Origin of the sequence: Pseudomonas sp. So3.2b (genome assembly GCF_019464415.1) — a bacterium.
In the GTDB taxonomy this organism is placed as follows: Bacteria; Pseudomonadota; Gammaproteobacteria; order Pseudomonadales; family Pseudomonadaceae; genus Aquipseudomonas; species Aquipseudomonas shahriarae.
Window position 1 is genome coordinate 57,907 of the sequence record NZ_CP080494.1, and the last position, 21,725, is coordinate 79,631.

The 21,725-nt window shown below is 60.0% G+C and carries 16 protein-coding genes and 1 pseudogene; 15 read left to right on the forward strand and 2 right to left on the reverse strand.

The features are described 5' to 3' along the window. Positions 1 to 9: 9 nt before the first annotated feature. Positions 10 to 516, reverse strand: coding sequence for a type VI secretion system lipoprotein TssJ (gene tssJ / locus K1X80_RS00270; RefSeq protein WP_057961020.1), 507 nt, complete (start codon positions 514 to 516; stop codon positions 10 to 12). A gap of 43 nt (positions 517 to 559) precedes the next feature. Beyond that, the gene (gene tagH, locus K1X80_RS00275; protein ID WP_128593296.1) at positions 560 to 1,900 is read right to left on the reverse strand and encodes a type VI secretion system-associated FHA domain protein TagH; all 1,341 of its coding nucleotides are present in this window, start codon (positions 1,898 to 1,900) and stop codon (positions 560 to 562) included. 402 nt (positions 1,901 to 2,302) lie between these two features. Between tagH and tssA the strand changes: the two genes are divergently transcribed. The 15 genes and pseudogenes from tssA to K1X80_RS00350 all read left to right on the forward strand — a co-directional run bounded on the left by tssA (position 2,303) and on the right by K1X80_RS00350 (position 21,576). Beyond that, positions 2,303 to 3,322 carry a type VI secretion system protein TssA gene (gene tssA / locus K1X80_RS00280; protein ID WP_057961042.1) on the forward strand — a complete coding sequence of 340 codons (1,020 nt, stop codon included), beginning with the start codon at positions 2,303 to 2,305 and terminating at the stop codon, positions 3,320 to 3,322. Between the two features lie 54 nt (positions 3,323 to 3,376). Next, positions 3,377 to 3,883 (forward strand): type VI secretion system contractile sheath small subunit, encoded by a 507-nt coding sequence (gene tssB, locus K1X80_RS00285; RefSeq protein WP_010168268.1) that lies wholly within the window; start codon positions 3,377 to 3,379, stop codon positions 3,881 to 3,883. 2 nt (positions 3,884 to 3,885) lie between these two features. Then, positions 3,886 to 5,382, forward strand: a complete 1,497-nt coding sequence (tssC, locus tag K1X80_RS00290) for a type VI secretion system contractile sheath large subunit (protein ID WP_057440528.1) — start codon at positions 3,886 to 3,888, stop codon at positions 5,380 to 5,382. Positions 5,383 to 5,529: 147 nt separating this feature from the next. Beyond that, positions 5,530 to 6,018: a type VI secretion system tube protein Hcp gene (locus tag K1X80_RS00295; protein WP_029289879.1), complete on the forward strand. Its 489-nt coding sequence runs from the start codon at positions 5,530 to 5,532 to the stop codon at positions 6,016 to 6,018. Positions 6,019 to 6,099: 81 nt separating this feature from the next. Beyond that, positions 6,100 to 6,540, forward strand: coding sequence for a type VI secretion system amidase effector protein Tae4 (locus K1X80_RS00300; RefSeq protein ID WP_120734345.1), 441 nt, complete (start codon positions 6,100 to 6,102; stop codon positions 6,538 to 6,540). Further along, positions 6,537 to 6,983 carry a hypothetical protein gene (locus K1X80_RS00305; protein WP_057440530.1) on the forward strand — a complete coding sequence of 149 codons (447 nt, stop codon included), beginning with the start codon at positions 6,537 to 6,539 and terminating at the stop codon, positions 6,981 to 6,983. Before K1X80_RS00300 ends, K1X80_RS00305 begins: the two co-directional genes overlap by 4 nt. Next, positions 6,977 to 7,492, forward strand: a complete 516-nt coding sequence (gene tssE / locus K1X80_RS00310) for a type VI secretion system baseplate subunit TssE (protein WP_057440531.1) — start codon at positions 6,977 to 6,979, stop codon at positions 7,490 to 7,492. The genes K1X80_RS00305 and tssE overlap by 7 nt, the downstream gene beginning before the upstream one ends. Further along, positions 7,489 to 9,345 (forward strand): type VI secretion system baseplate subunit TssF, encoded by a 1,857-nt coding sequence (gene tssF / locus K1X80_RS00315; protein WP_057961025.1) that lies wholly within the window; start codon positions 7,489 to 7,491, stop codon positions 9,343 to 9,345. Before tssE ends, tssF begins: the two co-directional genes overlap by 4 nt. Further along, positions 9,309 to 10,351: pseudogene (gene tssG / locus K1X80_RS00320) on the forward strand (type VI secretion system baseplate subunit TssG). The gene tssF and the pseudogene tssG overlap by 37 nt, the downstream one beginning before the upstream one ends. Beyond that, a complete protein-coding gene (gene tssH / locus K1X80_RS00325) occupies positions 10,344 to 13,007 on the forward strand; it encodes a type VI secretion system ATPase TssH (protein WP_057961027.1) in 2,664 nt (887 codons plus the stop codon). The pseudogene tssG and the gene tssH overlap by 8 nt, the downstream one beginning before the upstream one ends. A 156-nt stretch (positions 13,008 to 13,163) precedes the next feature. Then, complete coding sequence (locus K1X80_RS00330) at positions 13,164 to 15,104, forward strand: type VI secretion system Vgr family protein (RefSeq protein WP_057961028.1); 1,941 nt, start codon at positions 13,164 to 13,166, stop codon at positions 15,102 to 15,104. A gap of 15 nt (positions 15,105 to 15,119) precedes the next feature. Continuing rightward, positions 15,120 to 15,554: a DcrB-related protein gene (locus K1X80_RS00335; protein ID WP_057961029.1), complete on the forward strand. Its 435-nt coding sequence runs from the start codon at positions 15,120 to 15,122 to the stop codon at positions 15,552 to 15,554. Positions 15,555 to 15,566: 12 nt separating this feature from the next. Then, a complete protein-coding gene (locus K1X80_RS00340) occupies positions 15,567 to 19,946 on the forward strand; it encodes an RHS repeat-associated core domain-containing protein (RefSeq protein ID WP_258571535.1) in 4,380 nt (1,459 codons plus the stop codon). Positions 19,947 to 20,364: 418 nt separating this feature from the next. Further along, the gene (locus tag K1X80_RS00345; RefSeq protein WP_186626333.1) at positions 20,365 to 20,559 is read left to right on the forward strand and encodes a hypothetical protein; all 195 of its coding nucleotides are present in this window, start codon (positions 20,365 to 20,367) and stop codon (positions 20,557 to 20,559) included. Between the two features lie 6 nt (positions 20,560 to 20,565). Beyond that, positions 20,566 to 21,576 (forward strand): hypothetical protein, encoded by a 1,011-nt coding sequence (locus K1X80_RS00350; RefSeq protein WP_220172606.1) that lies wholly within the window; start codon positions 20,566 to 20,568, stop codon positions 21,574 to 21,576. Positions 21,577 to 21,725 lie beyond the last annotated feature (149 nt).

A 21,725-nucleotide genomic window follows, 5' to 3' on the forward strand; every position in this document is an offset into this window, starting at 1 on the left:
GATTGCTTCTTATTGGGCAGGGCTGGATGGGGAAACGCTGAGGTGCGCACGTACGGCGCGCACATCAAGGCTGATCTGGTATTCGCTGGCCTGGCGGGGTGGCACGCTGAGCACCGTGCGCCATTGCGCGCGGTCCAGCTCGCGATAGCCCACCAGCAGGCCGATCTGCCGGGTGGCCGGATCGAGGTCGCGCTGGATGCTCAATTGCTGGCCGGGCTGGACCACCACTTCATCCTGGTCCAGCAGGTCCAAACCGAGGGTCGGCTGGGCGCGATCTGCCAGGGCGAAATAGTCGGCACGGCTGAAGGCAGCGGCGTTTTTCAGCTCGAAAATCCGCACCCGTACCGGGGCTGGCTGGCCCGTGGTGCCGGGGTTGAGCCCAGCGATGGCATGGAAGTGCAACTCGACACGGGTGGTGTCGATTTGTGCCTCTGGCGCCTGGGGCGGCGCGGCATCCTTGGCACAGGCCGTCAGCAGCAACACGCTGGCGGCTGCGAGTAAAAACCTGAAAATCATCCTGCGTCCTCAATGACGTATGTGGCTGTCCGTTGTTCCGGTTTCAGCGCCGCTGTCGTGCGCTGTGTGCTTCATAGGCCCGGCTGAATTCACGGCCGAACAGGTCCTGGAAATCCTCCTGGGCCTCACGGGAAATACTGTTGTAGAGCTCAGTGAACTGTTGCCAGTACTGGGCCTGGCGCGAACCGTTGAACAGGCTCGACAGCCCGCCGGGCTTGCCCATGCGCTCTTCCAATTGGGCCGGCTCGAAGCGCGTCAACAGATGCTTGATGGCCGCTTCGACACCGGCCATCACCGCCAGTTGGTGCGCGCGCAGGTCGTCGAAACTGTCGCGCACGGCCAGGTCCGGCGCCATAAACGCTTGGTTGCCGTGGCGTAGCAGCAGCAGTAACGCTTCGTCGGCATTCGGGGCGAATTTCAACGGATTGTTTTCCACCGGCTGGATCGTCGTCTGCTGCATGCGGAACTCGCCCTTGAGGCTGCTGCGTGCGCGCAGTACGTCGATCAAGCCTTCGACCATCAGCCGGTAGCTGCGGCCGATGCTTTCCATCTGCGCCTCGGCCTGGGCCTTGTCCAGGCGCAGTTGATCGAGACCGGCACCACGCAGGAAGGCTTGCAGCAAATCGGGCTGGTTGGCGTCTGCCACAGGGCGCGCAGGCTCGAGCACAGGGGGCGCGAGGGGCGGCTCAGGCGGCGCGATGACAGGTGGTGGCGGGCTGATCGACGGCGTAGGTGTTTCGCCAAACAGATCCCAGTCTTCTGGAATCACCGACCCTGAGTGCAACGGCTGCTCGGGGGCGGGCACGGTAACCGCCACGGGCGGGCGGAAATCATGCTGCTCAGCCGGTACATGGTCAGGCTGGGTGGGCGGCGGTACGGCCGTCGGCGTGAGGAAATCAAACAGGTCCGGTAGCGTGTCCATTGACGACGCACCCTGGAACTGTGGGGCGATCACCGGGGTCGGCAGCGGCGTGACCACACCGGCACCCTGGCGCCCCATGAGGGCTTCGAAACTGTTGGAGCCGTCAGTGCCGAAAGGCTGGCTGTCGGTCACCTTCACCCCGGAATCAATCCGTGCCTGGATCTCGTAGTCGCCGATGCGGATCAATTCACCGTCTTGTAATGGCTCACTGTTTCCCCGGCGCAAACGAATGCCGGCGTTAACCAATTCCACACCATTAGTACTGTTATCGGTTAGATAGTAACGACCATCTTTGTATTGAATAACGCAATGTTGCGCGGAGACCAAACGTTCTGGATCAGGCAATATCCAGTCGTTTTCACTGGAGCGGCCAATTGCCATCACTCCATTATCCATGGACTTTTCCGGACATTGACCTGGGGTGATCTTGTGATAACTAGTAATAGTCAAACACAGTGACATCTTGCCTCCTTGCTGTACCTCACGCGCGGGCGGCCTAAGGGAAATACCTTCCCAAGCGCGCCCTGGCAAATCCTTTAAACCACGCCAAAAAGGCTGGCTTATCAGCATGATCGCCGATTTTAACCAGTCAATGTGACAAAAAGCGTCAGGGAATTCCTATTTTGACTCATAGGTCGCACAGGTTGTTAAACACCGCACATCTGTCACACAGGACGAATAGCTTACCTTGACAACGCATAACTACTACACCAAAAATGCACAACTTCTTGAAGATGAGTAGTGGCACACTGAAATCAGTGCGCTGACCTGACCAGGAAAACATGCCGATAAATTGCGCAACTAGCCGCGCAACTAACGCATGAATTGCCCAAGACTAAAGGGCCGATATGGAGATCGAATTTGGTGGATGTGCCGCTGCTGCTCACCGCTGTTTCCGCGACTTCGCCGTGTGGCGAAGACTTGGAATATGACGCGGATTTCCTGCACTTGGAACGTGCTGCCCAGGGTCAACCTGAGCGCAGCATGGGCGACGCCATTTTGCCCGCCGAGCCGCCAGACTGGCGCAGCATCCAGCAACAGTGCCTGGACTTGCTGCAGCGCAGCAAAGACCTGCGCATCACTCATTTTTTGCTGCAAAGCTCCCTCGCCCTGCAAGGTGTTGGCGGGCTGGCCAGCGTCCTGACCCTGATCAGTGAACTGCTCCAGCAGTACTGGGCCGATCTGCATCCACGCCTGGATGCCGATGACCACAACGACCCCACCGTACGCATCAACGCCCTCGCGGGAATGACCTGCGACACGAACATCCGCCTGCTGCGCGAAAGTGTCCTCACGCGCTCGCGGGCGTTTGGCCCCGTGAGCCTGCGTGGCGCCCTGAACGCCAGCGGCCTGCAAAGTTTCCCCGGCGAAACCCTTGGTACCGAGCAACTGGCCGGAGCCTTCCTCGACAGTGATCCAGAGCAGCTGCAAGCCACCCACGCAGCCCTCGTCGAGGCCCGTGCGGCCTGTGAAACCATTGAAAAACACGTCAGCGAGCAAGTCGGTTCCGCCCAGGGCGTAGACCTCGGCGCGCTGAAACACCTGCTCAAGCAGGCCCTGCAGATTTTCAGCCAGTTCGCTGCGCAGAGCGGCGACAGCCGTGAACCCGAAGTTGTCAGTGACGACAGCCACGCCTCGGTCGAACACGCCGCCGCCCCTGCCGCACCCCGCAATACTGGCGACATCGCCAGCCGCGATGAGGTGCTGCGCGACCTGGACCGAATCCTTGCGTACTACACCCGGCACGAGCCTTCCAGCCCGTTGCCGGTGCTGTTGAACCGGGCGAAAAATCTGGTGCACGCCGATTTCGCGACCATCGTGCGCAATCTGATTCCCGACGGCATGTCCCAATTTGAAAACCTGCGCGGCCCGGACGGCGAGTAAGCCGCCCGACTGAGCAGTAACAACACCGTCGCTCAAGCGACCAGGAGCAGCAACGTGGCGAAGCAAAGTTCTCAGAAATTCATCGCGCGCAACCGCGCGCCTCGAGTGCAGATCGAGTACGACGTCGAGCTTTACGGCGCCGAGAAAAAGGTCCAACTGCCCTTCGTGATGGGTGTGATGGCCGACCTCGCCGGCAAGCCCGCCGAGCCTCTGGCGCCGGTCGCTGATCGCAAGTTCCTTGAAGTGGACGTCGACAACTTCGACTCACGCCTCAAGGCCATGCAGCCGCGCGTAGCCTTCCACGTACCCAACGAGCTGACCGGCGAAGGCAACCTGAGCCTGGACATCACCTTTGAAAGCATGGACGACTTCAGCCCGGCTGCCGTGGCGCGCAAGGTCGACTCGCTGAACAAACTGCTCGAAGCGCGTACCCAGCTGGCCAACCTGCTGACCTACATGGACGGCAAGACTGGCGCTGAAGAAATCATCATGAAGGCGATCAAGGACCCGGCACTGCTGCAGGCCCTTGCGAGCGCGCCAAAACCTGCTGGGGACCAGTAATCATGAGCGAGAATACCGCCCGCGAAGGCGCACAGAACCTGGGCGCCACCGAAGAGACCAGTGAGTTCGCCTCGCTGTTGCTGCAAGAATTCAAGCCCAAGACCGAGCGTGCCCGCGAAGCCGTCGAGACGGCCGTGCGCACCCTGGCCGAGCAGGCCCTGGCGCAAACCGACCTGGTCTCCAACGACGCGATCAAGTCGATCGAGTCGATCATCGCCGCCATCGACGCCAAGCTCACCGCCCAGGTCAACCAGGTGATTCATCACCCGGATTTCCAGCAGCTGGAAAGCGCCTGGCGTGGCCTGCACTACCTGGTCAACAACACCGAGAGCGACGAGCAGCTGAAGATTCGCGTGCTCAATATCTCCAAGACTGACCTGCACAAGACCCTGAAGAAATTCAAGGGCACCGCGTGGGACCAGAGCCCGATCTTCAAGAAGATGTACGAAGAAGAATACGGCCAGTTCGGCGGCGAACCTTACGGTTGCCTGGTGGGCGATTACTACTTCGACCAGTCGCCACCTGACGTGGAACTGTTGGGCGAGCTGTCGAAAGTCTGCGCCGCGATGCACTCACCGTTCATCGCAGCTGCATCGCCGACCGTGATGGGCATGGGCTCGTGGCAGGAACTGTCGAACCCGCGTGACCTGACCAAGATCTTCACCACCCCGGAATACGCCGGCTGGCGCTCGCTGCGCGAATCGGAAGACTCGCGCTACATCGGCCTGACCATGCCGCGTTTCCTGGCACGCCTGCCGTATGGCGCCAAGACTGACCCGGTGGAAGCCTTCGCCTTCGAAGAAAACACCGACGGCGCCGACAGCTCGAAGTACACCTGGGCCAACGCCGCGTACGCGATGGCGGTGAACATCAACCGTTCGTTCAAGCACTACGGCTGGTGCTCGCGCATCCGTGGCGTGGAATCTGGCGGCGAAGTGGAAAACCTGCCGGCCCACACCTTCCCCACCGATGACGGTGGTGTGGACATGAAGTGCCCGACCGAAATCGCCATCAGCGACCGCCGTGAAGCAGAGCTGGCGAAGAACGGTTTCATGCCACTGCTGCACAAGAAAAACACCGACTTCGCCGCGTTCATCGGCGCCCAGTCGTTGCAGAAACCGGCCGAATACGACGACCCGGACGCCACCGCCAACGCCAACCTGGCCGCGCGCCTGCCGTACCTGTTCGCCACCTGCCGTTTCGCCCACTACCTGAAGTGCATCGTGCGCGACAAGATCGGTTCCTTCAAAGAGAAGGACGAGATGCAGCGCTGGTTGCAGGACTGGATCCTCAACTACGTCGACGGCGATCCGGCGCACTCCACCGAAACCACCAAGGCCCAGCACCCATTGGCTGCGGCGGAAGTGATCGTGGAAGACGTCGAAGGCAACCCGGGGTACTACAACTCCAAGTTCTACCTGCGTCCGCACTACCAGCTCGAAGGGCTGACCGTGTCGCTGCGCCTGGTATCGAAACTGCCTTCGGCAAAAAGCGCGTAAGTCATTCGCTCGTTCCCACGCTCCGCGTGGGAATGCCGCCCGGGATGCTCGGCGTCCCGGTGACGCAGAGCGTCACAGGATGCGTTACCACGCAGAGCGTGGGAACGATCACCAAATCAAGTGGCCCGTGCCACACAGGGAGAAAACATGGCTGTTGATATTTTCATCAAGATCGGCGACATCAAGGGCGAGTCCATGGACAAGGCCCACAAGGACGAAATCGACGTGCTGAACTGGAGCTGGGGCATGGCCCAGTCCGGCAACATGCACGTTGGCAGTGGCGGCGGTGCGGGTAAGGTGAATATCCAGGACCTGTCGCTGACCAAGTACGTGGACAAGGCTTCGCCTAACCTGATGATGCATTGCGCCAGCGGCAAGCACATCGACAAGGTCAAGCTGACCGTGCGCAAGGCCGGCGGCGAAAGCCAGGTCGAGTACATGATCATCAACCTCGAAGAAGTACTGATCACCTCCCTGAGCACCGGCGGTTCGGGCAGCGATGATCGCCTGACCGAAAACGTCACCCTGAACTTTGCCCAGGTGATGGTCGACTACCAGCCGCAGAAAGCCGACGGCACCAAGGACGGCGGCCCGATCAAGTTCGGCTGGAATATCCGTTCCAACACCAAGCGTTGATACGAAGCCCCCCGGCGCCACACGCCGGGGGATTTTGGTGCTTGCTCGAATTTCGACCTTCCTCTTTTCGGTGTCTGAGTCATGGCCAAACCTTCGTTTATTAATTTGTGGGCAAACTACCCCACAACGCCAACACCCTGCGACGGCCCTTGGGACAATCAATGCGCCATCCGTATGAGCATCACGCTTAACGCCGAAAAAACCATCAAGGTAAACAAATCGACCTATAGCGAACCCAAGTGCGCGCATGACCACGCCCGAGGCGCGGAGTCATTGGCTAACTGGCTGTGGCGTCATCATCTCGGTCGCCCAACCATTCTTACGGGCAGCGCCGAGGACCGTCGTACGCTTTACCAAAAAACCGGGATTATTTTCTTCAAAGATTGTTTTGCCCGGATGGGACAATCTCTGGAAGCACGTACCGGCGACCATATTGACCTATGGAACCGAGGCTCAGTAACGGGTGACTTTGCCGACCAGGCGCACCGATCCCGACAGGTCTGGTTCTGGGAGTTGAAATGATCACACGCACCCTGCAATGCATACTGTCAATGAGCGTGCTGTTGAGCCTGAATGCCTGTGCGGAGCAAGCTGAACAAATCGACGCCACCCAATCCAACCCCGAGGTGGTGGTTGGAGGTCAACGACTGACCTTGGAAAGTCATGCACAACGCTGTGCATTGCGTAAGCCCGACCAGAGCCTGTTGACTCTGGATATGCCTTGGCCTTGCCATCTGAGCATCGACCGCAATGGCCAACCAAGGGTCGAGAGTTTTAACAATGCACAGATCATCATTGTGCAGCACTTTGCACCAGAACCTGCACCGAGCCAGGAGTGTCGCTCTCAGTATCAGGCCATCAGACATATTGAGGGTCGCTTGGAGGCGTCTATGGTTGCCGAAAGCGGTCATTGTTTGCTTGGTGCTATGGACCAGAAAAACTTCGTGGCATTTTTTACGTGGTAACCGAAATCGCCACCCGCGACCGCCTGCAACCGTCCCTGTTGGACCGGTTGACCGACGACGAGCCGAGCAATCCCAAGGAAAGCGCGGACAAGCGCGTGCTGTCCCTGACCCAGCTCAAAGCCTCGGTGCTGCGGGACCTGGCGTGGCTGCTCAATACCACGTCGCTGCTCAGCGCCGATGCCACGTTGCACACCCCGGCGGGGACGTCGGTGATTAATTACGGCCTGCCGGCGCTGGCGGGCAACAGTGCATCGAGTGTCGATATCAATGCTCTGGAAGCCCTGATCTACCAGGCGATTGCCACCTTCGAGCCGCGCATCCTGCGCCACACCCTGCGGGTCAAGGCGCGCGTGGCCCATGGCGAGATGAATCACAACGCCCTGAGTTTCGAGATCGAAGGCGACCTGTGGGCGCAGCCGGTGCCCTTGCGCCTGCTGCTGCAGACCGACCTGGACCTGGAGTCCGGCCATGTACGCGTGGTCAATGCCGACCAGCGGAGACGCCCATGAACCCGCGCCTGCTGGAGCTGTACAACCAGGAACTGCACCATGTGCGCGAGAGCGCTGCGGAGTTCGCCAAGGAATACCCGAAGATCGCCAGCCGGCTGACCCTGTCCGGCATGGACTGCGCCGACCCGTACGTCGAGCGTTTGCTCGAAGGCTTCGCTTATCTCACCGCCCGGGTGCAGCTCAAGCTCGATGCCGAGTACCCGACCTTCACCCACAATCTGCTGGAAATCGCCTACCCGCACTACCTGGCGCCGACCCCGTCGATGACCGTGGTGCAGCTGCAGGCCGATCCCGATGAGGGCTCCCTGGCCAGCGGCTTTCCACTGCCTCGCGACACCGTATTGCGTGCCGCCCTGGGCCGCGAAACCCAGACCTGCTGCGAGTACCGCACCGCGCACCCAGTGATGCTGTGGCCGTTGCAGGTCAGCCAGGCCGATTACTTCGGCAACCCGTCCGCCGTGCTCGGGCGCCTGGCCGCCAGCGAACCCAAGGCCAAGGCCGGTTTGCGCCTGACCTTGCGTACCGGCGCCGAGCTGCCCTTCAACAGCCTGGCCCTGGACAGCCTGCCGCTGTACCTGAGCGGCGCCGATGAGCAACCGTTCCGCCTCTACGAGCAGTTGCTCGGCAATGTTTGCGCGGTGTTTGCGCGCCAGCCCGGCGGTGACTGGGTGGAGCGTCTGCCACAGGACGCACTGCGTCCGCGCGGGTTCGACGACGCCGAGGCGGCGATGCCAGTGGTATCGCGGGCGTTCCAGGGTTATCGCCTGTTGCAGGAATACTTCGCCCTGCCCCATCGCTACCTGTTCGTCGAGTTCGCTGAACTGAGCCGCGCGGTACGACGCTGCGATGGCCAGGAGTTGGAGTTGATCGTGCTGTTCGACCGCCACGACCCGAGCCTGGAAGGCAGTGTGGGGGCCGCGCAATTCGTGCCGTTCTGCACCCCGGCGATCAACCTGTTCCCCAAGCGCGTGGACCGGATTCACCTGTCCGAACGGGTCAACGAGCACCATGTGATTGCCGACCGCACCCGGCCCATGGACTTCGAGATTCACTCCCTGAGCGGCATCACCGGCCATGGCACCGGGCCGGAACAAGCCTTTTTGCCGTTCTACGCCGTGCGCGATCCGTCGCGCTACGGCCGCGACCAGAGTTATTACAGCGTGCGCCGCGAGCCGCGCGTGCTATCCAGCGACCAGCGGCGCAATGGCCCGCGCTCCACGTATGTGGGCAGCGAGACCTTTGTCAGCCTGGTCGACAGTCAGCAGGCGCCCTACCGCCACGACCTGCGCCAACTGGGCGTGACCGCGCTGTGCACCAACCGCGACCTGCCGCTGTTCATGAGTGTGGGCAACGGCAAGACTGACTTCACCCTGTCCGACAGCGCCCCGGTGCTGGCCGTGCGCTGCGTCGCCGGACCCAGCCGTCCGCGCGCCAGCCACGCCCATGATGCCAAGGCCTGGCGGCTGATCAGCCAGTTGTCGCTCAACTACCTGTCCCTCAGCGAGGGCCAGGGCGCCGCCGCGTTGCGTGAACTGCTGCGCCTGTATGGCGACAGCAACGACGCCGCCCTGCAACTGCAGATCGAAGGCCTGCGCGAGGTCAGCAGCAAAGCGGTGACCCGCCGCCTGCCGATGCCCGGCCCGATCGTGTTTGGTCGTGGCCTGGAGATCACCCTGGAATTTGATGAAAACGCGTTTCGCGGCACCGGCGTGTTCCTGCTCGGTGCGGTACTGGAACGGTTCCTGGCGCGTTATGTGTCGATCAACAGTTTTACCGAGACGGTGATCCGTACCACCGAACGCGGCGAGATCATGCGATGGAAAGCCAAGCCCGGACGTCGTCCGACCCTGTGAGTACCCTGGAGGCGATGCACCAGGAGCCCTGGGAATATGACTTCTTCCAGGCGCTGCGCCGTATCGAGTGCGAATCGCCAGACTTGCCGCGCCTGGGCCATTCCCTGCGCCTGGCCGATGACCCGTTGCGCCTCGGACAACAGGCCGATTGCACCTTCGCCCCGGCCACCCTGGCGTCGGTAGCGCCCGGCGCCGACGGCACGCCTGCGCGCCTGGAGCAGTTCTTTTTGGCCTCGGCGGCCCCAATGGTCCGCTGCCGCTGCACATCACCGAATACGTGCGCGAACGCCAGCGCAACAACGCCGACAGCACCAGCAAGCGCTTCCTTGATGTGTTCCACCACCGCCTGCTGACCCTGTTCTACCGGGCCTGGGCCGAAGCGCGGCCGACCGTCAGCCATGATCGGCCCGACGATGATTACTGGTCCGCACGCCTCGCCGCCTTGAGTGGCCGGGGCATGCCCAGCCTGCTCGACCAGGGCCTGATCCCCGACACCGCAAAGCTGCATTACAGCGGCCACCTCTCGGCACAAACCCGCTACCCGGACGGCCTGAAGGCGATTCTCGGCGAGTATTTCGGCCTGCCGGTGGAGATTGAAGAGTACGTCGGCCAATGGCTGGAGCTGCCAGAGCGCAGCCGGGTCAGCGTCAGCGCCAATCAGTTGGGCGTGGACTTCTGCCTGGGCAGCCATGTGTGGGACCGCCAGCATAAATTTCGCATCCGCCTGGGCCCGCTCATGCTGGACGACTACATGGGCATGTTGCCCGGCAGCCAGCCGTTCAACGAGCTTGTGGCCTGGGTTGCCGAATACCTGGGCCATGAACTGGACTGGGACTTGAACCTGGTTCTGCAACAACCCGAAGTCCCGGCGCTGCAACTCAACGGCCAGTTCCGCCTGGGCTTCAACACGTGGCTCGGCCAACCCGGGCACGACGCCAACGACCTAATCCTGGCCCGGCATTACGCCGATCAGGCCACCACCTCAAGGAATTCAGAGCATGGGTGAAATCAGTCGCGCCGCACTGTTCGGCAAACTCAACAGCGTGGCCTACAAGGCCATCGAAGCCGCCACGGTGTTCTGCAAATTGCGCGGTAACCCCTACGTGGAGCTGGCCCACTGGTTTCACCAGTTGCTGCAACTGCAGGACTCGGACCTGCATCGCATCATCCGCCAGTTCAACGTCGAGCCGGCGCGCCTGGCCCGCGACCTCACCGAAGCCCTGGACCGCCTGCCCCGTGGCTCGACCTCGATCACCGACCTGTCGTCCCACGTGGAAGAAGCAGTAGAGCGCGGCTGGGTGTACGGCAGCCTGATGTTTGGCGAAAGCCAGGTGCGTACCGGCTACCTGGTGCTGGGCATTCTGAAGACGCCGAGCCTGCGGCATGCGCTGCTGGGTTTGTCGGGGGAGTTCGACAAGATCAAGGCCGAGGCCCTGAGCGAGCGCTTTGATGAATATGTCGGTGATTCGCCGGAAAACGCCCTGAGCGCCAGTGACGGTTTCAACGCCGGTGCCGTGCCGGGCGAAGCCAGCGGCGCCATGGCGCCGAGTGCCATGGGCAAGCAGGAAGCTCTCAAGCGTTTCACCGTTGACCTCACCGAGCAGGCGCGCAGCGGCAAGCTCGACCCGATCGTGGGGCGTGACGAAGAAATTCGGCAACTGGTGGATATCCTGATGCGTCGACGCCAGAACAACCCGATCCTCACCGGTGAGGCCGGGGTGGGCAAGACGGCGGTGGTCGAAGGTTTTGCCCTGCGCATCGTCGCCGGCGACGTGCCGCCGGCGTTGAAGGACGTAGAACTGCGCAGCCTGGATGTGGGCCTGCTGCAAGCTGGCGCCAGCATGAAAGGCGAATTCGAACAGCGCCTGCGCCAGGTCATCGAAGACGTCCAGGCCTCGCCAAAACCGATCATCCTGTTTATCGACGAAGCCCACACCCTGGTCGGTGCCGGTGGCGCCGCCGGCACCGGTGATGCAGCCAACCTGCTCAAGCCGGCCCTGGCCCGTGGCACCTTGCGCACGGTGGCGGCCACCACCTGGGCCGAGTACAAGAAGCACATCGAGAAAGACCCGGCCCTGACCCGCCGCTTCCAGGTAGTGCAAGTGGCCGAGCCGTCGGAAGACAAGGCGCTGCTGATGATGCGCGGCGTGGCCTCGACCATGGAAAAACACCACCAGGTGCAGATCCTCGATGAAGCCCTGGAAGCCTCGGTGAAGCTGTCCCACCGCTATATCCCGGCACGCCAGTTGCCGGATAAATCGGTGAGCCTGCTGGACACCGCCTGCGCCCGCGTCGCCATCAGCCTCCACGCAGTGCCGGCCGAGGTGGACGACAGTCGCCGCCGTATCGAAGCCCTGGAAACCGAGCTGCAAATCATCGCCCGTGAGCATGCGATCGGCATCGCCATTGGTGCACGCCAGAGCAATAGCGAAGCCTTGCTGAGCGCCGAGCGCGAGCGCCTGGCAACGCTGGAAAGCCGCTGGGCCGACGAGAAAACCCTGGTGGACGAGCTGCTCGCCACCCGGGCGACCCTGCGCGAGAAGGCTGGCGCTGTCGACAGCGGCAACGACGAGTTGCGCGCACAACTGGTGGACCTGCAACAGCGCCTCAGCGCCCTGCAAGGCGAAACCCCGCTGATCCTGCCGACCGTGGATTACCAGGCCGTGGCCTCGGTGGTTGCCGACTGGACCGGCATCCCGGTGGGCCGTATGGCGCGCAATGAACTGGAGACGGTGCTCAACCTCGACCAGCACCTGAAGAAACGCATCATCGGCCAGGACCACGCGTTGCAGATGATCGCCAAGCGCATCCAGACCTCCCGCGCCGGCCTCGACAACCCGAGCAAGCCGATTGGCGTGTTCATGCTGGCCGGCACCTCCGGCGTGGGCAAGACCGAAACCGCCCTGGCCCTGGCCGAAGCCATGTACGGCGGCGAGCAGAACGTGATCACCATCAACATGAGCGAGTTCCAGGAAGCCCATACCGTGTCGACCCTCAAAGGTGCGCCACCGGGCTATATCGGTTATGGCGAAGGCGGCGTGCTGACCGAAGCCGTGCGGCGCAAACCCTACAGCGTGGTGCTGCTGGACGAAGTGGAAAAGGCTCACCCGGACGTGCATGAGATTTTCTTCCAGGTCTTCGACAAGGGCGTGATGGAGGACGGCGAAGGCCGGGTGATCGACTTCAAGAACACCTTGATCCTGCTGACCACCAACGCCGGCACCGAGCTGATTTCCCACGTCTGCAAAGACCCGGCAAACGTGCCCGACCCGGAGGACATCGCCAAGGCCCTGCGCCAGCCACTACTGGAAATCTTCCCGCCGGCCCTGCTCGGGCGCCTGGTGACGATTCCGTATTACCCACTCAGCGACGTGATGCTCAAGGCGATCACCCGCCTGCAACTGGACCGCATCAAGAAGCGTGTAGAGAACACCCACAAAGTCGCGTTCGACTACGACGACGCGGTGATCGACCTGATCGTCTCGCGCTGCACCGAAACCGAAAGCGGCGGGCGGATGATCGACACCATCCTCACCAACAGCCTGCTGCCGGACATGAGCCGCGAGTTCCTCACGCGCATGCTCGAAGGTAAGGCACTGGCGGGGGTGCGGATCGGCACGCGGGATAACGAATTGCACTACACCTTCAGCGACACCGAATAACCTGACGAAGTGCAATCCAAATGTGGGAGCGGGCTTGCTCGCGAATACGGTGAGTCAGTCGCCGGATGTATCAACTGATACACCGCATTCGCGAGCAAGCCCGCTCCCACATCGGATTCGGTTTCTTCAGTTATTAAGACACTTACGGGACAACCGATGCTTTTCAACCAAGCCTCACGCCTGGCCAAGATCACCAGCCCCCTGGGGCCGGATGTGCTGCTGCTCAATGAAATGGGCGGTGACGAAGAGTTGGGGCGGCTGTTCAGCTACGAGCTGCAACTGAACTCGCTGGACGCCAATATCGATCTCAACCAGTTGCTGGGCAAGCCGATGAGCGTCAGCCTGCAACTGGCGGATGGCGGCGAGCGGTATTTCCATGGGCTCGTCGCACGCTGCAGCCAGAACATCGACCAGGGCCAGTTCGCCAGTTACCAGGTGACCCTGCGCCCGTGGTTATGGCTGCTGAGCCGCACCTCCGACTGCCGGATTTTCCAGAACCTGAGCATCCCGCAGATCATCAAGCAGGTGTTCCGCGACCTGGGCTTTTCCGACTTCGAAGATGCCCTGAGCCGGCCGTATCGCGAGTGGGAATACTGCGTGCAGTACCGCGAGACCAGCTTCGATTTCGTCAGCCGCCTGATGGAACAGGAAGGCATCTACTACTTCTTCCGTCACGAGCAGGACCGCCACGTGCTGGTGCTGGCCGACGCCTATGGCGCCCACGCCACGGTGCCCGGCTACACCTCGGTGCCCTACTACCCCAAGGACGAGCAGCAGCGCGAACGCGACCATATGCACAACTGGCACCTGGTGCAGCAAGTCCAGCCCGGTTCCCTTGAGCTCAACGACTACGACTTTCAGCGCCCCAGCGCCAGCATCGACGTGCGCTCGGCCATGCCGCGCCCGCACACCGCTGGCGACTATCCGCTGTACGACTACCCCGGCACCTACGTCAAAAGCGAAGACGGCGAACACTACGCACGCACCCGTATCGAAGCCCTGCAAACCCTGCACGAACAAGTGGAGTTCAGCGGCAACGCCCGGGGCCTGGGCTCCGGCCATCTGTTCAGCCTCACCGGCTTCAGCCGCCGCGACCAGAACCGCGAGTACCTGATCCTCGGCGCGCGCTACTACATCACCCAGGAGCGCCTGGAATCCGGAGGCGGCGCGGCGTCGGCGCAGTTCGACAGCAGCCTGACCTGCATCGACGCTCAACAGAGCTTCCGCCCGCTGGCCAACACCCACCGGCCCATCGTCAAAGGCCCGCAGACCGCACTGGTGGTCGGGCCCAAGGGCGAGGAAATCTGGACCGACCAGTATGGCCGGGTAAAGGTGCATTTCTATTGGGACCGCCACGATCAGTCCAACGAAAACAGCTCCTGCTGGATTCGCGTGTCGCAATCCTGGGCCGGCAAAAACTGGGGTTCGATGCAGATCCCGCGCATCGGCCAGGAAGTGATTGTGAGCTTCCTTGAGGGCGACCCGGACCGGCCGATCATTACCGGGCGGGTGTACAACGCCGAACAGACGGTGCCCTACGACCTGCCGGAAAACGCCACCCAGAGCGGGATGAAAAGCCGCTCCAGCAAGGGCGGCAGCCCGGCGAACTTCAATGAAATCCGCATGGAGGACAAGAAGGGCCTGGAGCAGCTGTACATCCATGCCGAGCGCAATCAGGACATCGTGGTGGAGGTGGATGAAAGCCACTCGGTGGGGCATGACCGCAACAAGAGCATTGGGCATAACGAGACGGTGACCATTGGCAATAACCGCCTGCGCATCGTCAAGCAGGAAGACGTGCTCTCCGTTGGCCAGAAGAAGACCGACAGCATCAGCCAGAGCTATGTCATCGAGGTCGGCGAAAACCTGCGCCTGGTGTGCGGGGAAAGCATCCTCGAGTTGAACGCCAGCGGGCAGATCAACCTCACTGGCGTGCAAATCAGCTTCTACGCCAGCGGCGACGCCGAATTCAACACCGGCGGCGTGCTGCACCTCAACAACGGCGGCGGGCCTGGCGCCACACCGGATGGCCAAGGCATAAAAACCAGCATCGACGCCAATATCAAAGCCGCGTTCCCCGCGCCTAAAAGCTCCTGACGAGACCTGTTTGCCATGACGTACCGCATCAACGAATTCCAGTTTCAACTGCCCGCCGGCGAGCTGCAGGACGCGACGATCAATATCCTCAAGTTCCCGGAACTGGGGACTTCGCTGATCGTCAGCCGCAGCTTGCTGGCGGAAGGCGAAACCTTGCACAGCAACTTCGACGACCAGCTCAAGCGCCTGGAAAAACAGGTGCAGGACCTGCGCTGCCTGCCCAGCGTGCCGGTACGCCTGGGCGCCGCCCAGGAGGTCGAAGGGATCGAGCTGTGCAGCCAGTTCAACAAGGGCAACGACAAGGTGTTCCAGTACCAGTTGGCCCTGGTGTTGCCGGGGACGCGCAAGATGCTTGCCTTGAGTTATGTGAAGGCCGACAAGCTTGGTGATGCCGAGGCGGCGCATTGGGCGATCATCAAAAACTCGTTGTCGTTCGACGTGCCTGCGTGATGGGCATCCTGCATGTCTGACGCGTTATGGGCCGCCCGAATGGGCGATGCCATGGACCACACGTCGATGATGGCCGACATTCTCGGCGGCGTGCTGGAGGTGGCGGCGAACATCGCGATTACGGCGCTGGCCACCGCTGCAGTAGTCGCCGCCACCGGGATCACGGTTGTCACGGGCGGGCTGGGGTGCTTCCTCCTCGGCGCGGTCGTGGGCGTGGTCGTGGGGCTTGCGATGAGCAAGAGCGGGGCCGACAAGGGCCTGAGCAATTTATGCGAGGGCATCGGCAACGCGCTGTTCCCACCGACGGTGCAGGCCAATATCCTCACCGGTTCCTTCGACACGTTTACCAATAACATCCCCTCGGCCCGTGCCGCTGGGGCGGTTGTTTCCCATGTGGCACCGGCCGGCACCGAGCTGGAAATGCAGGCGCCGGAAGAAGCGCCTGAAGCCGAAGCCAGTTACCTGGACATGGCAGGCGAGTTCTTCTCACAGATGTGGCGCCCCACCGTGGCTTCACCTGCGCCAGGCACAGAGACCAAGCCCGAAGACCTAGTGCTTTGCATGAAGCACCCACCGATGCCGCCACAGTTCATGGCCGAAGGCTCGGCCAAGGTGACCATCAACGGTCAGCCCGCGGTACGCAGTGGTGACCGCAGCACCTGCGATGCGAAAGTGGTGTCCTCCGGGCTGATCTCCTCCGACGTCACCATCGGCGGCGGTTCGGTGGTGGTGCGCGAGATTCGCAGCGGCAAGACCCCGGGGGTCGGGCTGGCCGTGACAGTGCTGCTGATGCTCAAGGGGGGCAAGGGCAAGTTCTTCAGCAAATTGCCGTGCATGCTGGTTGGCGGGGCGGTGTCGATGGCCGTCAGCAGTGCCATGGGTGCTGCGGCCAACGCGGCCATGGGCTCGTCGAACCCGGTACATGCGGCCACCGGGGCCAAGGTGCTCGGCGGCGATGACGATCTGGATTTCGTCCTGCCCGGCCTGTTGCCGATTGACTGGCAACGCGTCTACAACAGCCGCGACGAACGCCAAGGCAGCTTGTTTGGCGCCGGTTGGAGCGTGCCCTACGAAGTGTGCGTCGACGTGCTGCCCCACCCCGAAGGCGGCGATACGCTTGTCTACACCGATGAACAGGGCCGGCCTATCGACATGGGCTCGATTGCCTTGGGCGCCGCGGTGTTCAGCGCCGGTGAAGGGCTGGCGGTGCGGCGACACCTCAATGGGCATTTGCTGATAGAAAGCGATGACGGCGTTTACCGCCTGTTCGAACCTGCACCAGCAAATCCGTCGCGATTGCGCCTGAGCCAGCTCGGTGATCGCAATGACAACCGCATCCATCTCGACTACGACGATGCCGGATGCCTGGTTCGTCTGCGCGATACGTTTGATCTCGTGCAGGTTGAGCTGATCCGTGATCAAGGCCATCTGACCCACATCGAACGCTTGTACCCGGATCAACGCCGTGAAGTGCTGGTCAGCTATGACTATGACGCTGCGGATAACCTGACGCAGGTGCGCGACGCAACCGGCCAGGTACAACGGCGTTTTGCCTATGATTCCGGGCGCCGTATGGTCGAGCACCAGTTGCCGACAGGATTGCGCTGCTTCTATGACTGGGCGTTGATTGAAGGCCTGGAGTGGCGAGTGGTGCGGCACTGGACCGATGAGGGCGACACCTACCAATTCGACTATGACCTGCAAGCCGGCACCACACGCATCACCGATGGCTTGCAGCGCGTCAGCATCCGTCACTGGAACACTCAGCACCAGATCATTCAGTACAGCGACAACCTCGGCCAGACCTGGCTGTTCGAATGGAACGATGAGCGCCAATTACTCAACGCCACCGATCCACAGGGTGGGCGTTATGCCTACAGCTACGACGAGAGCGGCAACCTGATCGGCGAGACCGACCCGTTGGGCCGCAGCGATTCCACCTTGTGGCTGGAACACTGGGCGCTGCCGCTGGTGGAAACCGACGCTGCCGACAACAGCTGGCAGTATCGCTATGATCAGCGCGGCAACTGCATCGCCGAGACCGATCCGCTGGGCTATATCACCCGTTACCGCTATGACGCACACGGCCAAGTCGTCGAGATCATCGACGCCACCGGAAAAAGCAAAAAGCTGCGCTGGAACCCGTTTGGGCAGTTAGTCGAGCATATCGACTGCTCGGGCTACCCGACGCGTTTCAGCTACGACGAGCGGGGCTATTTGCAGGTCATCACCGATGCCCTCGGTGAACGCACGCAGTTCAGTTATGACGCACAGGGGCGCTTGCTCAGCAGCCAATTGCCGGATGGCCGCACCGAGCAATACCAGCGCGATGCCAGTGGGCAGTTGGTGGGCTATACCGACCCCGCCGGGCACACCACGCTCTATCAAAACAACCGGCGTGGCCAGGTGCGCCAGCGCACAGACGCCCATGGCCGGCAGGTGCAGTTCGGCTATGACAGCTACGGGCGGCTGCAAGCGCTGGTCAATGAGAACGGTGAAAGCTATCGGTTTGCGTGGGACGCAGGGGATCGGCTGACTGAACAGCAAGACCTCGATGGCAGCGCCAAGCGCTACGACTACGACTTACTCGACAACATCACGGCGGTGACTGCGATTCCAGCGCCTTACGGCAATGGCCTGGCGGTGGTCCCGGAGACGCTGCCGGCGCCCATCGTTCACCGACTGGAGCGCGATGCGGTCGGCCGACTGGTCGCCAAAACCACCGACGATGGCCGCACCGACTACAGCTACGATGCAGTCGATCAGCTCACAGCCGTCACCTTCACCGACTTGCAGGGCAAAACCCAAGCCTTGGCTTTCGCCTACGACGCTGTCGGCCAGTTGCTTGGCGAACAGAGTACCAGTGGCAACCTGCAACACCATTACGACGAACTCGGCAACCTGATCCAGACCCAACTGCCGGACGGCCGCTGGCTCAACCGCCTGTACTACGGCAGCGGCCACCTGCATCAAATCAACCTCGACGGCCAGGTCATCAGCGACTTCGAGCGCGACCGCCTGCACCGCGAAGTACTGCGCACCCAAGGCCAGCTCAGCACCCGAAGCGAATACGACCGTAGCGGTCGATTGCGCTCACGCCAACGCCGCCTTAACAGCCAGCCATCGTTGATGCCCGCATCTGCGCAAAAGCAGTTCGAGTACGACCCCGCCGACAACCTGGTCGGCAAACTCGACCAGCAACCCGCGGCTCAACATCGCCAGTTGCTGCACTACGACGCCACCGGCCGGATTATCGCAAGCCAAGACAGCCTGCACGGCCAGCGCGAAACCTTCGCCTACGACGCCGCCGCCAATCTGCTGGACGGCCCACAGGCAGGCGCCGGGCTCGTGGTGCATAACAAGCTGCTGACTTATCAAGACAAGCGTTATCGCTACGATGCGTTTGGGCGGATGATCGAAAAGCGCAGCGCCAAGCGTGGTGTGCAGCGGTTTGCGTATGACGCGGAAAGTCGACTGGTTGAAGTGCGCAATGAAAACGACAGTGTGGTCAGGATGGCGTATGACCCGCTGGGACGGCGGGTTGAGAAAACCGAACATGGCAGTGATGGGTATCCACTGGGCGAAACCCGGTTCATGTGGGACGGGCTGCGTTTATTGCAGGAGCATAAACACAGCCAGTCCAGCCTGTACGTCTATGAAGATGAAGGCTACCAACCCCTGGCCCGCGTCGACGGTGCCGGACCGCTGCAAAAAATTCGTTATTACCACAACGACCTGAACGGCTTGCCGGAGCAGTTGACCGAGGCCGACGGGCATGATGTATGGCGAGCGACTTATCGGGTGTGGGGCAACACAGTCGAGGAGGTGCGCGAGCCCTACTACATTGAAGAGCAGAACCTGCGGTTTCAGGGGCAGTATCTGGACCGGGAGACGGGGCTGCATTTTAATACGTTCAGGTTTTATGATCCGGATGTGGGGCGGTTTATTACGCCAGATCCGATTGATCTAGCGGGAGGAATCAACAGCTATCAATATGCGCCCAACACCTTAGGTTGGATCGATCCCCTGGGATTAAAATCCTGCGGGGCGTCGTGGAAGAGTAGGCGTTCCTTCAAAAAGAATGATTCGGGCCTGAAAGACCATGCTCGTCGCCACTCCAATCTGTCACCTACGCAGTATCTCAAACGCGGTATAAAAAATATCACCCACGGGAAAGCCCTTAAAGGAGGAGGCAAAGCACCGGATGCGCGATACCACGTCCGGAAAACAGGAGAGGACGCTTATAGCGTGACCATTACTGATAAAAAGGGTCAAATACTCTCTATAGATACTTGGCAGAAGGGGGGGGCCAGTATGAATAAAGCGGATATCACTCATGGCCTTAGCCGTAGCGGTGTGACGCCTCAAAAGGGATTCTGGGAGAGTTTATAGTGACTCGGGCACGTATGGTTGAATTGAAAGAGGCCTTGGAACAGGCCGGCTGGGAAATATCAAACCCGGTTAGCGCCACTGATATATTTCAGACAAGTGACGACCAGATAACCTGGAAAATAAACAACCCAAAAACACAAAAATCCAGTATTTTAACATTCTATTTATTTGATCATCTAGGTCGACAAACGCAACAACTATCAGATATTTTTTATGTAAAGGAAAGCACAACCGATCTAAAACTTTATTTTGAAAAAATCAACACTCCCACTTGGAAGTCTTCACTGAGATTTTTTGTGCGCAGCTTATACTAGGTGAAAAATAAGGGGACAAAAATAAGGGGGCAGATTTATTTAGAGCCAACCCCGAAAAATTACAGTATCGGGTAGTGGCCACAGTCAACAATGAAGGGGTCAGCATGCTCAACAATCATAAGGATATTTCTGACGTTGACTATAAAGAGACAGGGCTGAATGATGGCGTGCTGTCAAAAACGAATGAACCCAAGGCAAAAGGAATCGGTAACCGGTTGCTCGACAAATTCAATAAAACCATTACCTCCTTTCGAGTCGAGAAAAAAGGCCCGAACGGAAAGTGGAAGACATGCGGATAGCGGAAAATGGACCTGTTCAATCTCCTTTCATACAAGCTTGAAAATTTCCTGAACATCCGGCCATGCCCGACAGCGTTCGGTGATGTTTTTTACCAAGAAGATGAGCCTTCTCTACTCTCTGTCGCCGCCAGAAAGCTCAACGGGACTACGCTTTATGTGAGCCGCTGGCATGACCTGTTTTCCATCAGTACCTTCGAAAAAGCCATGTCGAAGCTCGGTTTCACAGAACCGGACTGTTATGCCCTCCTGTCAGTCCTGTCACGCTTCGGTTATTTACTTGAAATAGACAACCGTCAACGGACCAATAAAGACTACTTTATCTTCTTCTATACAATTCAATTGATCACTTTGAAAAACAATCAGATCGATGCGAATGAAAAATTCAGAAACCACATACTCAAATTCCTGCTTTTCGAGCTGAGCATTGAAGACGAAATTTATAAGCGTTTCAGCATCGAAAACAATAAACTGATAATAAATGCAGATATTTTAGGGCCAACCCCCCTACTGGATGTTATTGACCTTATTTATCAGGCAATCAAGGCCGACGACCGAAAAGAAAATGTACTTTTTAGCGTCTTAAAAGACTACCAAAAAAGTATCGTTACACTACTGACAAAGCCCAACGATACGAATTATCGTTTCCGCTTTAATGATTGCTACAGCGAGTTCATGTATCCAGATGTATTTCTGCATGCTTACGCTAACGACAGGAAAACGTTATTTGACGCTATCGTTGATACGGTAACCCCACTTCAATCCACACATAATCTTTTTGTTTCCAACATCATCCTGATGAATTACGCCTTTTATATTATTAAAAACAAACCTCAAGAAATACTGAGACTTAAAAAGCATACCCGTGATAAAGCCGTGTTCGAAAAACTGGTGCAAGCAATCGTCTCTCGCCGAATGTCTGTCAAAAAAGAATGCTTCAGGAATATCCTGACAGATCACGATCTTTCCTCGATAAACGATAGCCCAACCGAGTTCTACAACATTTTATATTCGCTATAGCCGCTACGCCGTCAAAGCCATTGGATTGTCTGGGCGATCCTATCCTGATCAAGCGCCTGAGGACCGCATTGACCTGTATGCCTTAAAACACAAGGATCCTGTGACTATGGAAGGTAACCTGCTAAACACCGACTGGCTCAGCAGAGCAG